Source organism: Pseudomonas sp. PA-7-1E, assembly GCF_021605325.1.
GTDB classification, from domain to species: domain Bacteria; phylum Pseudomonadota; class Gammaproteobacteria; order Pseudomonadales; family Pseudomonadaceae; genus Aquipseudomonas; species Aquipseudomonas fluorescens_BV.
The window spans coordinates 1-12,688 of sequence record NZ_WKFA01000090.1; the positions used below are offsets into that span (position 1 = coordinate 1).

Below are 12,688 nucleotides of genomic sequence, written 5' to 3' on the forward strand. Positions count from 1 at the left end.
GGGGGAGGGCGGTAAATTTCATCGGGTTGCAAACGTTCTAGCTCTGATCAAGCTGTTTCCTAAGGTAGCCAATGACAATCTCTCGACGTGGGTTCATCGCAGGCCTGGCGCTGACCGGTGCAGCCGTGCCCGCGGCCTTTTATGCCCATCGCGAGTTGACGCGGGAAGAAGAGTTTCCTATCACCCCCGGCGAAGCTACGGTCGACCTCGCTGACACCCAGGGCCAGCATCTGGCGAACACCCTGCGGGGCGTCTGGAGCCTGCGCCTGGAAGGCCGCGATGCGGGCCTTGCGGGCCTGCCACTGCATGGCCTGGAGTTGCTGCTCGACATCGCCCCCCGTGGGCGTGGCCTGCGCGGTTACCTGGACACCGCCGAGCAGTTGCGCGCTGAAGGCGAGCCGCGCTACCGGGTCTTGGGTGATGTGCTGACGGGCGAGGGCGCCGTGCTCTATTGGCGCTTGATCGACCGAGATTCAGCCGGCGGCGTGCCGGCCTATGAATTCAAGATGACCCTGGATGAAGTCTGGGCCGATTTCGGCAATGCCGGCAGCGCCACCCTCAGCGGGCACATCCTCGACCTTGAGCGGCCCCTGGCGCTGACCGAACGCGACAACCGTTTTATCGCCCACAAACAACTGTTCCCCGAAGCCCGCCAGCGCATCGGCCTCAACCCGACCTTGCTGGCCTGGCTGATTTCTCCCGAGCACCGCCTGTTTCACCAACTGTGGCACGCCACCCGCGACCAATGGCACAAGCTCTCCGAAGAAAAACGCGAGGCCCTGCGCGGCATCGGCTGGCAACCGGGGCCCCGTGGTCAGGAACGCGACGCCCGCGGCAAGCGCAAGGACCGCAATGGTTCGGGCATCGACTTCTTCTTCATGCACCGCCACATGCTCGGCACCGCACGTTCCATGCAGGACTTGCCCTCCTGGCCGCAATTCCCCGAGCCGCAACCGCCGTTGGAGCGGGATCGCCCGGGCTTTGTGCGCTACTTCGACAACCACGACGGTTTCGCACTGCCGCCCTGTTGGTCAGCGCCAGATGACGCCGACTACACCCAGTGGGTCAGCGATATCAAGGCGGCCGAGACCTACCACAGCAACTTCCAGGTGTGGGAATCCCAATACCGCGACCCGCGCTACCTGGCCAAGTTGACCCTGGGCCAACTGGGCTCGGAAATGGAGCTGGGCCTGCACGATTGGCTGCATATGCGCTGGGCCTCGGTGCCCCGCGACCCGTCCAACGGCGCCCCGGTCCCCTTCGCCCGTGACCCCGCAGACTTTGCCGCACGTTGGTATGCGCCGGAGAACGACTTTCTGGGCGACCCGTTTTCATCCCATGTGAACCCGGTGTTCTGGCATTTCCACGGCTGGATCGATGACCGCATCGAAGACTGGTTTCGTGCCCACGAGCGCTTCAACCCAGGCGAGGTGAGCCGACTGGAAGTCAACGGCGTAGCCTGGTTTGCGCCAGGTCGCTGGGTGGAAATAGGTGACCCGTGGCTGGGCCCGGACACCCACGGCTGCAGCACCACGCCGGGGCTGCAACAGGGGCGCTCGATGGAAATGGACCCGGAGATCATGAAGCTGGCCCTGCGCATTACCTTCGGTGCCGATGAAGAGCTGCTCAAGGGGCTGTTCAAACGTGTGCCGCAGCGGCCATGGTATGCGCGGCATCTGAAACTCAAACGCGAGGCTTAGGAAGGGTTTTTAAACCTGCTCTTGCTCGCGCAATTGCGCACTCATCTCATCGCAACTGCTTGCCCAGTCGCTCAACCATTGCGGCATCGGCGGTGAGGTGTCGTCCAAGCCCAACTCGCGGATGAATTCGGCCGGGGGCAGGGTGCCTTTGGCGGATCGAAACAGCCCACGCATTACCACCACGCCGACCACCCGCCCATTGCTGACGAAGCGGTGCTCCATCAGGTTCCACTTGTGGTCCCAGCCGAGAATGCGGGTATGCACCTCGAATGCCTCGAACAGCTTCAATTCCCGACGGAACTTGCCCCAGGTATCGCCGACTATCGGCATCGCCTTATGGCGCAGTGCCACGCGAAAGGCGCCGGTGCGCAGCACAAAATCCATGCGAGCCACATCGGCCAGGGTGAAATACCGGCCATTGGTGACATGCCGGTTCAGGTCCAGGTCCAGCGGCCAGACCCGCATGCGCACTACCGTGGTAGCCAGGCCGTGAACCGGTTTGCGCCAGGGGCGGCGCAACAGCATGTGCAGTAATCGAAACCAGAGATTCATAAAAACGCCAGACAGTTGATCAATGGCCGCACTGTACGGGGGCGGAATCGGCTAAGGTAGATGCGTAAATGACTTATTACATGCGAAAAGTGCAAGCCGGAGTTTTTACATGCATGTCACCTTGCTCCTGGCGGATCAATGTTCCGCTGCCAGTGCCACCCTGGCCATGGAAATGCTCAGTGCGGCCAATCTCTTCGCTGACAGCCCGCCGTTTGAGGTGATGCTCGCGTCTATGGACGGCCATCCGGTGACAGCATGGGGCGGGCAGTGCCTGCAGGTGCAGGGCTCACTGGCGCAGATCGCGCACACCGACCTGGTGCTGATTCCCGGGTTTCTCTTTACCCTCAAGGAAGCTATGCCGACGTTTGCTGCCTACGGCCCCTGGTTGCGTGAGCAGCATGGGCAGGGCGCCGTGTTGGCTTCCATGTGCACGGCGGCCTTCATGCTGGCCGAGACCGGCTTATTGCACGGCTTGCGTGCGACGACTCACTGGGCATTTGCCGGGTTCTTCCGGCGTCGATATGCCCAGGTCAGCCTGGATGAGGGGCAGATCCTTTGCGAAGACAATCGCCTGATCACGTGCGGGGGCGCTACGGCGGCGATGGACTTGATGCTGCACCTGATCCGCCGTTTCGGCTCGCCGGAGCTGGCTCATACCTGCGGCAAGTACTTGCTGATCGATGCCGGCCGCACCGAGCAGTCGGCCTACGCGATGTGGTCGCTGCCCAAAAGCCACGGTGATGCGCAGATCCTGCGTGTGCAGCATTGGTTGGAGCAGCACTTTGCGCAGTCAATGGTGATCGATGAGGTGGCCCGGCGCTTTGGTTTTGGCGTGCGTAATTTCAAGCGGCGTTTCAAGGATGCCACTGGTTGTACGCCGATTGGCTACCTGCAAACCCTGCGCCTGGAACGAGCCAAGCAGATGCTGGAGTCAACACGCATGACCCTCGCCAGCATCACGTATGCCGTGGGCTATGAGGACAGCAACTCGTTTCGGCGTCTGTTCCAGCAACGGGTGGGGATGCTGCCGGCGGCGTATCGCAAGAAGTTCCTGGTTGCCCAGGGCGACGCCTATGTACCTGAGGCACCGAGGTCCTGACCTGCCTTGATGCCGGTCAGGTAGGCAGGCGCGCTGCACCAGGGGCGTGTATCACTTTTTTGCGCGGGGATTGCTCTGTGCAACACCGTGCAGCAATAGCGCCTCAAACACCCGCTGTACCCGTGGTTCGTCGCTGTGGGCCACATTGAAGCGCATTGAGTCGCGGTGGGCCGGGTCGTAGCCGAAGAGCGCGCCAGGTGCCAGTACCATGCTGCGTTTCAGGGCTTCTTGGGCCAGGAGTTCGCCGTTCACGCCAGGCGGCAGGCGTGCCCAGATGAACATCCCGCCTTCATACGCCATGGGCAGTTCGCACCCGCAGCGCTTGAGCCATTGTTCGACGCGCCCACCGGCTTCCATCAGGCGCTGCACCATGCGTTTGCGGTGCTTGGCGTAACTGCCTTCGCTGAGCATGCGGTAGACGATCTGTTCGAACAGTTCCGAGGTGACGCCGCCGCTCATCAATTTCATGTTGGTCAGGTTGGCGGCCAGTTGCGGAGCGGCCACCACGTAGCTGACGCGGGTGTTGGCGCTCAGGATTTTCGAGAACCCCGACAGGTAGGTAACCTGGTCCAGCCCGGCGACGGCGGCCAGGCGTGGTGGAGGGTTGGGGTGCAGGTCGCCGTAGAGGTCGTCCTCGACGATGTGGCAGTGGTACTGCTGGGTCAGTTGCAACAGGCGAAACGCTTGGCTGGGGCTGAAGGAGTGGCCGGTGGGGTTGTGCAACACGCTGGTGGTTAGATACAGGCTGGGGCGGTGTTCGGCCAGCAGCTGTTCGAGGGCGCTGAAGTCAAAGCCGTCGGGGCGGCGTGCAATGGTGATGACTTTGACGCCGTGCAGCGCCAGGTTGGCGTGGAAGTTGAAGTAGCACGGCGCGTCGAGCAGCACCGTGTCGCCGGGGCGTGCGAGCAGGCGCATGAGCATGTCCAGGCCCTGCACGGTATTGGGTGTGGTGATGATCTGTTCCACCGGTACCGATAAGCCTTCGCCGTGCAGTTTCTGTTGCAGCGCCTGGCGCAACGGCAACAGCCCCGCCGGCGTGCCCAGCCCGGCGATACGCAGTGACGGCGCACGCACTACGCTGCGCATGGCTTGGCGGATCGCTTCGCCATTGAGCCAATCCTCCGGCAAGTGCCCGCCACCGGGGCGCAGTTCGCCACTGGCGGTGGCCAAGGGCCGGCGCAATACGCTGAGCAGGTCTTGGGGCAATAGGTCCACCCAGGTCGCCGAGGCAGGGCGGGTGCTGTCCATCGCCACGAAGTAGCCGCGGCCCTGGCTCGAGGTGAGCAGGTGGCGACCGCGCAGGCGGTCCAGTGCCTCATTGAGGGTGAACTTGCTGACGCCGAGGATCTGGGTCAGTTCACGCACGGATGGCAGTTTGCTGCCCGGTGCCCATTCGCCATTTTCGATGGCCAGGCTGAACGCCTCGACGATCTGCTGGACCTTGGGCGTGCCTTCTACGAAAGCGATGGCGGATACAAACATGACGCGTCCTTGTGTTTGCCGGTGCTTTTACCGGTGAAGTTAGGCCGGATTAGGCACCACTTTACCTGCCTTGCGCAATGCCACTCCCCTAGACTGCGCGGCATCTCGCCAGGAGATGGCGATATTTCCTACACCTGAGCAATGGATTTTGCATTTCCATGAAGACTTATATGTGCGCACCCTGCGGTTTTATGTACGTAGAAGAACTGGGTATTCCGGAGGACGGAATTCCCGCAGGCACCCCTTGGGAAGAGGTGCCTGAAGATTGGACATGCCCGGATTGCGGCGTGACCAAGGCCGATTTCATGGCCATCAATCTTCCTGAACGTCAATTCGCCTGACACTCCATCAACGAAAGGAATCGTCCCATGAACAGCAAACTGATCAACGCCACCGTCCCGTTCTGCACCGGTGTGGCCCACCAGAAATACCTGGGCGCCGAAAAGGGCCTGCAAACCGCCATCGAAGGTGACTGCACCCACTGGTACATCGACGGCAGCCTGTTCGGCGAAATGGTCGATGACTGGACCGAGGCGCGTATCGAGAGCCTGCAGGCGCAAATCGCGGCCACGGGGGTCAAGCCTGTTTTCCATGGCAACTTCAAGGCGCCGTTGGGCAGTGATGTCGAAGCCTTCCGTAGTGCGGCCGTGGAGTACGTCAAAAAAGAAATCGATATCGCCAGCCGCCTGGGCGCGCCGTTGATCATTCACGGTGGTTGCATCGTCGAGCCGAAAATGGTGCTGATGGCCAAGAAGGTTGCCCTGGAGCATTACCTCAAGTCGGTGCAGGAGCTGGCGCGCTATGCCGAGGCCAAGGGCACGGATATCTATTTGGAGAACCTGTCCAACTACGTCAACTATCGGCCGTTCCACTACATCTTTACCCATGAAGCCGAATACGCCTTTGTGTTCGAGCGCCTGCAAGCCCATAGCAATGTGTATTTCTTCCTCGATGCCGGCCACGCCAACATCGAGAACGGCCTGCCGGCAGAAGTGGTGCGCAAATACCACCACTTGATCAAGGGCATTTCCTTCAGCAACAACAACGGCGTGCAAGACCAGCACTTCGGCATCCATGACGGCAACTGCGATTACGCCGATGTGCTGCAGGCCATTGTCGAGACCAACTGGAAGGGGCTGGTCGCGTTTGAAACCCGCAACCAGACCGCCAAGGCTGCCCTGGCTGACCTGGCGGTGATGTACCGCGACTCCCTGACCACCGAAATCGCTGTCGCCTGATCGGCCGGGGGCGAGCGCTGGCCGCGTTCGCCCTGTTGCTGCTGTTTCTTTTTATTCAAGGTGCTGGCCATGACAAGTGCGTTAACCCTGTCTTCATTTCTCTACTTTCTGTTGTTTTGCGCCACCATGACCTTCAGTCCGGGCCCGATGACGTTGCTGTTGTTGAGCCTGGGCTTGAAGGACGGCCTGCGCAGTTCGATCCCGGCGCAGGTCGGCGCCACTGTGTCGTACCTGATTTCGATCCTGATCTTTGCCGTCGGCTTCTCGGAATTGATCAAGGGCAACCTCGCCATTACCCAGACCATCCAGTTTGTCGGGGTGGCCTACATTCTTTACCTGGCCTACAAGCAGTGGACCAGCAGCGGCGTGTCGATCAACAACGCCGACAAGGTCGAGGGGGCGCGCAGCCTGTTTGGCAAAGGGCTGTTGACCGGGTTTTCCAACCCCAAGACCATCATCATGTTCAGCGCCGTGTTCCCGCAGTTTGCCGGCGCCGGTGAACACAGTTCGGCGGCGGACATCGCCATCCTTGGCCTGACCTTCCTGCTGCTGCAATTTGCCAGCGGCTGCCTGTATTGCTATTTCGGCCAGCGCATCAAACACGTGCTGGAAAACCCCAAGCGCCGGGTGTTGTTGCAGCGAATCACGGCCGTGTTGCTGCTGGGCGTCGCCTTGATGCTGGCGCGTGGGTTTTCGCACTGAAGTATTAGCCAATAAGCGGTAGTGGCGATTTGACGTCGCCCTGATAGACTCCAGGCATTCACCCAGGATCGCCCCCACCATGCCAGCCGTCGGAGGAAAAGGACTTCCGCTCGCTTTGCGCTTGTACAAATCTCGCCTGCTGGGGCTGACGCTCGGCTTTGTATGCGTGGCGTTCGGCATGTATCCGTTGAATCCGTCCCTGTGGGTGTGGGCCTGGATGCTGATCAATGCCTTTGCGTGGCCGCACCTGGCGTTTCAATGTTCGTTGCGCTCGGCCAATACCTTGCGCAGCGAACGCCGCAGCCTGCTGTTCGATTCCTTTTGCGGTGGGTTCTGGGTTGGCGCGATGCACTTCAACCCGCTGCCCAGCGTCACCACCCTGTCGATGATGAGCATGAACAACGTCGCCATCGGCGGGCCGCGTTTCCTGTTCGCGGGTTGGGTGGCGCAGGCCCTGGGGCTGGGCACCGCGTTGCTGCTGTTCACACCAGGATTTATCGCCGTGACCACCCAGGCCCAGTTGTATGCCTGCCTACCGATCCTGATGCTGTATCCCCTGGCCCTGGGCTGGATCTGCTACCGCCAGGCCGTCACCTTGGCCCGCCACAAACGTGAACTGCTGGCCTTGAGCCGCACCGACAGCCTGTCGGGCCTGCTCAACCACGGCGCCTGGAAGGACCATCTGGACCTCGAGTTTCAACGCTGCCGCCGTGGCCCGGGCGGTGCCGCCATCGCGTTGATCGACATCGACCACTTCAAGACCATCAACGATACCTACGGCCATGTGACTGGCGATATCGTCCTGCGCCAACTGAGCAAGGTGTTGCGCCAGAACCTGCGCACCAACGACTTGGCCGGGCGCTATGGCGGTGATGAGTTCTGCGTGATCCTGCCAGACATGCCCCTCAACCGTGCCACCGAGGTGATGGAGGCCTTGCGCGGTCGCTTCAACGCCTTGGCCTACGCCCAGGACCCGACACTGCGAGTGAGCCTGAGCATCGGCCTGGCGCCGTACCAGCCGAGCCACGCCGACTCCATCAGTTGGCTCAACGACGCCGACCAGGCGCTGTATGAGGCCAAAAGCAGCGGGCGCAACCGGGTCAGTTCGGTACAGGGCAGTTGGTTGCGGTCAGTTTAGTGGGGTAGGGTGGTGGGGCACCCTCCAACAAAAAACAAGGATCGGTCCATGCTCTTCACCTTCCCGCGTACCCTTTTGGCCGCTACCCTGGCCTTGTCTTTCAGCCTGCCGGCCTACAGCGCCGAGCCTCATAAACAGATCCAGCAACAGGCCGAACAATACAAGGCCGAAGCCTTGAAGCTGCTGGAGCGCCTGGTGAATATCGACTCGGGTTCAGGCTACGAGCCGGGCCTGACCCAAGTGCGCGATATCGCCGTGAATGAGTTGAAACAGTTGGGTTTCACCATCGAATTGGTGCCGGATAAAGCCGCCAACAATAGCCATGTGGTCGCCACCCTCAAAGGCACCGGCAAGGCCAAGATCCTGCTGATGGCCCATATGGACACCGTATTCAAGGAAGGCTCGGCTGCCGAGCGCCCCTTCCACATCAAGGACGGCCGCGCCTACGGCCCCGGCGTGATGGATGACAAGGGCGGCATCGTTGCGGGCATCTATGCGCTCAAGGTCCTCAAAAGCCAGGGCTTCAAGGATTACGCGCAGATCACCTTCCTGCTCGACGCCAGCGAAGAAACCGGCTCCGACGCCGCCTCCGAACTGATCCGCAACACTGCCAAAGGCCACGACGTGACCCTGAACCTGGAACCCGGCCGCCCCGCCGACGGCCTGGTGGTGTGGCGCAAAGGCAGCGCCACCGCGGTGGTCGAAGTCAAAGGCAAGGCCGCCCACGCCGGCGTCGCCCCGGAACTGGGACGCAACGCCGCCATGGAAGCCGCGCACCAGATTCTGCAACTGGGCAAACTCGGCGATGAAGACAAGAAAACCACCATCAACTTCACCGTGCTCAAGGCCGGTGACCGCACCAACGTTATCCCTGACCAAGCCACCGCCAAGGCCGACGTGCGTGCGGCCTTGCCGGAAGAGTTCGACCGGATCGAGAAAGACCTGGCCCGGGTTTCAGCCAACAAATTGATCCCGGAAACCGAAGTGAACACCAGCCTGCAGCGGGGCCTGCCACCGATGCCGCAGACAGCCGAGTCGGATAAGTTGGTAGCGATAGCCCAAGGGATTTATGGCGAACTGGGACGCAAGTTGACTATCGAAGGCAGCGGCGGCGCGGCGGATGCCAGCTTGTCCGCCGGTGTAGGCACGCCGACGCTGGATGGGTTTGGGATAGTGGGGGGCAATATTCACACGGCGGAGGAATATGCCGAGGTGGAGAGTGTGGTGCCGCGGGTTTATTTGTTGAGTCGGATGATCATGGAGCTTTCCAAGCGCTGATCAGAACACTGGATTGCAGAACGAATCGGGTTTGAATGGGGGAGGAGTGCCCGTCCGGCAAACGCAGATCCCCTGTGGGAGCGGGCTTGCCCGCGAAGGCGGTGTGTCAGTCGCTGCATGTGTTACTGCACTACCGCTTTCGCAGGCAAGCCAGCTCCCACATTTGATCTTTGTTGATTTGAGCGTTGTGTTTGCTTGGTTTTGTCGGATTACTTATCTGTTGTCGCTTCAGTGTGATAACGAATTAGGCATTCAAGTAATGTTTTCATAAAGGCCCTGTTGTCGATGATTTCATCTTCGAAGTAAGTGTCAAATAGATAAAATACGGACTCAAAATTTTCGTCCGTGCTGAGAAAATGCTGCAGTGTGTTGATGTGCCATTCTCTTTCATCTTGCTTATATTTGATGAATTCAGGCTTAGTTAGCTTGTTGAATAACCATGTGAGTTCCTCGTGATGGTTAACGTTTATAGAGGTAATTAGCTCTTCTCGGTCCGCATCTCTGGTGTTTTCGATGCAGTAGGTAAATAATAATCCTTTAAGTATTGATAGCTGTGGTTGTCTTTTCATGTTTAAAAGTCCATATGAGCAGTAAAGAGGTTTCTGTCTTCATTCAAATGCACAAAGGCTTATCTCTGTTTTCCATATTCTAATTCATCCCTTTTATACCCTTCACCTATAAACTTCTCCATACAGATCATTGGATTGCAAAGCGAAGCGGGTTTGAATGTGGGAGGAGTTCCAGGTAAGCGCAGATCCCCATGTGGGAGCGGGCTTGCCCGCGAAGGCGGCGCGTCAGTCGCTGCATGTGTTACTGCAGTACCGCTTTCGCAGGCAAGCCAGCTCACACACTTGGTATTTGTTGATTTGAGCGTTGTGTTCGCTTGACTGATTGGCATTAGGACTTGCCCCGTCCCACATTGAGTACTCGGTATATTCAATGTGGAAGTCACCATGTGGCAGGGTCTTCGAGGCTGGCTTTTTGGAGGTCTTCTTTCCACCATTCATTAGTTAATCTATAAATTTCTTCGAAAAAACCTTTTGGATTGTCCATTTCACTCCATCCCCACGGCAGGGTGCAATAATAGCCGGGAGCCTGTCTCAATAAGTGTGAGAAATCAAAGGCTTCGTCGCTAAGTGCAGCCCCCAATTTGTCGCATAAAACCTTGCGATGTCGATAGCTTAGATCTGAAGATTTCTCAATTATGTGTTTTTTGATCAGTCGCCTTCTGTCTGTGTCAAGGTTGATGTCGTAACGTGCAAACTCTTCGCCTAAAGTCTCTTCGCGATCATAAATATCGAACGGGCCGAGTAGGTGCCGAAGTTTCGGTGCGTACGGGATATCTAGAAAAGGGTGTTTCAGCATTGGTCATTACTCACAGGGAATACGGTATAAAGCTCTTTGGTTTCGCGATCAAATTTTGCGATCGCTGCATCCATGTTTTCATCAAGTATTGGATTGTTTCGGTCAGAAGGGTTTGGTATGTATCCTCTTCCGCAACCCTGCATTTCGATTCGGACAACTGGATTGCCGTAGTAATCTTCCCCGGTAAAAGGCGGTAGATTGCGTTCTGCTCTGGTGGTTACCTCATTTAGTACAGCGAATTGCGCGCGATGAGTTTTAAACTGCGTGCTTAACTGCATAGAGCTTTCCTTTTTTGTGGAGGTTGTTTATCTGCTTAGATTCGTTAGCCCGCTTCGGTCTCTAGCTTGTAGCAATACAAACAGTCTAGTAGCACTCGCATGAACTGTCGTTGGTCAGCTATCTCAGTACTGAAATAAGTTGTCATGGTTTTGAATACATTATCGAAGCTATCGCCAGTTTCTAAGAAGTGTTCGATTGAACTAATAAACCAATCTCGCTCTGGTCTGGTGTATATCAAAAACTCTGGCTTGGTCAGGTCGTTAAAAAGCTCGATGAGCTCTTTTTCGTCATTTGCGTCTACAGACGCGATCCGCTCCTCTCTTTTTAAATCATCAGTGTTCTCAATGTCATAAGTGAATAGCAAGCCGCGAATTATCGACATGCTAGGCGCTTTCATTTTCATCGTCATAATTCCGTATAAGCTGTTTTGGGTTTGCCGGAGCTATTAAGTATTACTCGTGCCTTGGATTGCTGGCTGTATTGCATTTCGCTTCCAGAGTACCCTTCGCCCACAATTTTCCCCATGTGCATCGGCTTCAAAGACTGGGCAAGCCCGTTTCTTCTGAATATTAGTTGAGCTCGATATATTGCATTCAGTTGATCTCTATGGCTGAGAAAGTGAGTGGCAGCAGGTGGGTATTTCGGTTCCCCTGCATTTGGTCCTGATGTGAAGTATTCGACTATTCCTGTAGTCGGGTTTTTAGCCGTCTGTAATCGTTCCAGTTGAGACGCGAGTGTCGTTTGTTTTCCGTGCTTCTCTAAAAAGTGTGCTCCGGGTGTTGCTTTTTCTAGCTCATCTAAATGCTTATATGCGTTTGCCTCTGCAAGTTCATCAATTCTCGCCCGCCTCTGCGCGCGGGTCAGTTGCGGTAAGGCCGGCTCTCCGTGGTTAACCCTATCCGTAGGGCTTGGAGCACTGGTGCTGGGTTTACATCCGTCAGCACCTGGGCATGCACTCAAGCCCAGCGGATCCACCCACCCCGTCGGATTGGGCGCATACCGGTACCCATTGATCCCACCCGCCAACCTCACCGGGTCCGGTGTCAGGTAACGACCAATATCCGGATTGTAGTAGCGATGGCGGTTGTAGTGCAGGCCGCTTTCCTGATCGAAATACTGGCCTTGAAATCGCAGTGGGTTGTCGACTTTTCTCACGTCGAGCCGGGCGATCTGGCCGTAGGCGCGGTAGTGGGCGGACCAGATGATTTCGCCTTCGGGGCTGGTCAGTTCCTGCGGGGTGCCGAGGTGGTCGAGTTGGTAGTGGTAGGGCGTGGTGGCTTGTGGGCCGAAGCCTTGCAGCAATGCCAGCGGGCGGAAGCTGTCGGGCTCGTACAGGTAGCTGCGATGGCGTTCTGCATGGTGCTCGGCAATCAGCTTGTCGCCTTGCCAGAAAAACTCGGTGGTTTTGTCGTCCACGGTTTTGCTGATGCGGCGTCCAAATGGGTCATAGCGATAGCTGGCGGTTTGGCCGTTGGGCTTTGTGATGCTGATTAATCGATGCTGGCAGTCGTAGCGGTACTCAGTAACGAGTTGCTGGCTTTTGCCGCGCCGCTCGCGGATGAGGTTGCCGAAGGCGTCGTAGTCGTAATGGCGGTCGCCCTGGATCATCAGGCGGTTGGCCGCAACGATGTCCGGGCCGGGGCGGTCTTGCATCAGCAGGTTGCCGGCCGGGTTGTGGGCGAAGCGTTCCTGTACGTCCTGGGAGTGGTCGGCGCGGGTCAGGCGGGCGAGGGGGTCGTAGCGGTAAAGGTGTTCGCCTTTGCGAGTGTCGAGCAGGCGGGTGAGGTTGCCGGATTTGTCGTAGTCGTATTGGCGTTGGTAGAGGTGGTTTTGTTGCTGCGTTACCGCGTGGGCG

The 12,688-nt window shown here is 58.2% G+C and carries 14 protein-coding genes; 7 read left to right on the forward strand and 7 right to left on the reverse strand.

The window, feature by feature from the left end:
- Positions 1 to 71: 71 nt before the first annotated feature.
- Positions 72 to 1,700, forward strand: coding sequence for a pyoverdine maturation tyrosinase PvdP (pvdP, locus tag GIW79_RS28515; protein WP_054897061.1), 1,629 nt, complete (start codon positions 72 to 74; stop codon positions 1,698 to 1,700).
- 9 nt (positions 1,701 to 1,709) lie between these two features.
- Here pvdP and GIW79_RS28520 read toward each other — a convergent pair whose 3' ends face one another.
- Positions 1,710 to 2,252: a thioesterase family protein gene (locus GIW79_RS28520; protein WP_236455195.1), complete on the reverse strand. Its 543-nt coding sequence runs from the start codon at positions 2,250 to 2,252 to the stop codon at positions 1,710 to 1,712.
- A 109-nt stretch (positions 2,253 to 2,361) separates the two neighbouring features.
- On the opposite strand from GIW79_RS28520, the gene GIW79_RS28525 reads away from it, so the two are divergent.
- A complete protein-coding gene (locus GIW79_RS28525) occupies positions 2,362 to 3,351 on the forward strand; it encodes a GlxA family transcriptional regulator (protein WP_236455194.1) in 990 nt (329 codons plus the stop codon).
- 51 nt (positions 3,352 to 3,402) lie between these two features.
- Here the strand turns inward: GIW79_RS28525 and GIW79_RS28530 are convergent, their stop codons facing one another.
- Positions 3,403 to 4,833: an aminotransferase-like domain-containing protein gene (locus GIW79_RS28530; RefSeq protein WP_197901339.1), complete on the reverse strand. Its 1,431-nt coding sequence runs from the start codon at positions 4,831 to 4,833 to the stop codon at positions 3,403 to 3,405.
- A gap of 158 nt (positions 4,834 to 4,991) precedes the next feature.
- On the opposite strand from GIW79_RS28530, the gene GIW79_RS28535 reads away from it, so the two are divergent.
- The 5 genes from GIW79_RS28535 to GIW79_RS28555 all read left to right on the forward strand — a co-directional run bounded on the left by GIW79_RS28535 (position 4,992) and on the right by GIW79_RS28555 (position 9,189).
- A complete protein-coding gene (locus GIW79_RS28535) occupies positions 4,992 to 5,174 on the forward strand; it encodes a rubredoxin (protein ID WP_014718115.1) in 183 nt (60 codons plus the stop codon).
- Between the two features lie 27 nt (positions 5,175 to 5,201).
- Positions 5,202 to 6,071: a sugar phosphate isomerase/epimerase family protein gene (locus GIW79_RS28540; protein ID WP_034127732.1), complete on the forward strand. Its 870-nt coding sequence runs from the start codon at positions 5,202 to 5,204 to the stop codon at positions 6,069 to 6,071.
- 69 nt (positions 6,072 to 6,140) lie between these two features.
- Positions 6,141 to 6,773, forward strand: a complete 633-nt coding sequence (locus GIW79_RS28545; RefSeq protein ID WP_054918636.1) for a LysE family translocator — start codon at positions 6,141 to 6,143, stop codon at positions 6,771 to 6,773.
- Between the two features lie 79 nt (positions 6,774 to 6,852).
- Positions 6,853 to 7,911, forward strand: a complete 1,059-nt coding sequence (locus GIW79_RS28550; protein WP_236455193.1) for a diguanylate cyclase — start codon at positions 6,853 to 6,855, stop codon at positions 7,909 to 7,911.
- Between the two features lie 48 nt (positions 7,912 to 7,959).
- Entirely contained in the window at positions 7,960 to 9,189 is a 1,230-nt protein-coding gene (locus GIW79_RS28555; protein WP_054918631.1) for a M20/M25/M40 family metallo-hydrolase, read from the forward strand.
- Positions 9,190 to 9,398: 209 nt separating this feature from the next.
- Here the strand turns inward: GIW79_RS28555 and GIW79_RS28560 are convergent, their stop codons facing one another.
- From GIW79_RS28560 to GIW79_RS28580, 5 genes are all read right to left on the reverse strand, one after another.
- Positions 9,399 to 9,758, reverse strand: coding sequence for a hypothetical protein (locus GIW79_RS28560; protein ID WP_236455192.1), 360 nt, complete (start codon positions 9,756 to 9,758; stop codon positions 9,399 to 9,401).
- A 379-nt stretch (positions 9,759 to 10,137) separates the two neighbouring features.
- Entirely contained in the window at positions 10,138 to 10,554 is a 417-nt protein-coding gene (locus tag GIW79_RS28565) for a hypothetical protein (RefSeq protein ID WP_236455187.1), read from the reverse strand.
- Positions 10,548 to 10,832 carry a hypothetical protein gene (locus tag GIW79_RS28570; protein ID WP_236455184.1) on the reverse strand — a complete coding sequence of 95 codons (285 nt, stop codon included), beginning with the start codon at positions 10,830 to 10,832 and terminating at the stop codon, positions 10,548 to 10,550. Before GIW79_RS28570 ends, GIW79_RS28565 begins: the two co-directional genes overlap by 7 nt.
- 44 nt (positions 10,833 to 10,876) lie before the next feature.
- Positions 10,877 to 11,236, reverse strand: a complete 360-nt coding sequence (locus GIW79_RS28575; protein ID WP_236455183.1) for a hypothetical protein — start codon at positions 11,234 to 11,236, stop codon at positions 10,877 to 10,879.
- Positions 11,237 to 11,238: 2 nt separating this feature from the next.
- Positions 11,239 to 12,688: RHS repeat domain-containing protein (locus GIW79_RS28580; protein WP_236477459.1), on the reverse strand; the 1,450-nt coding region annotated here is incomplete at its 5' end.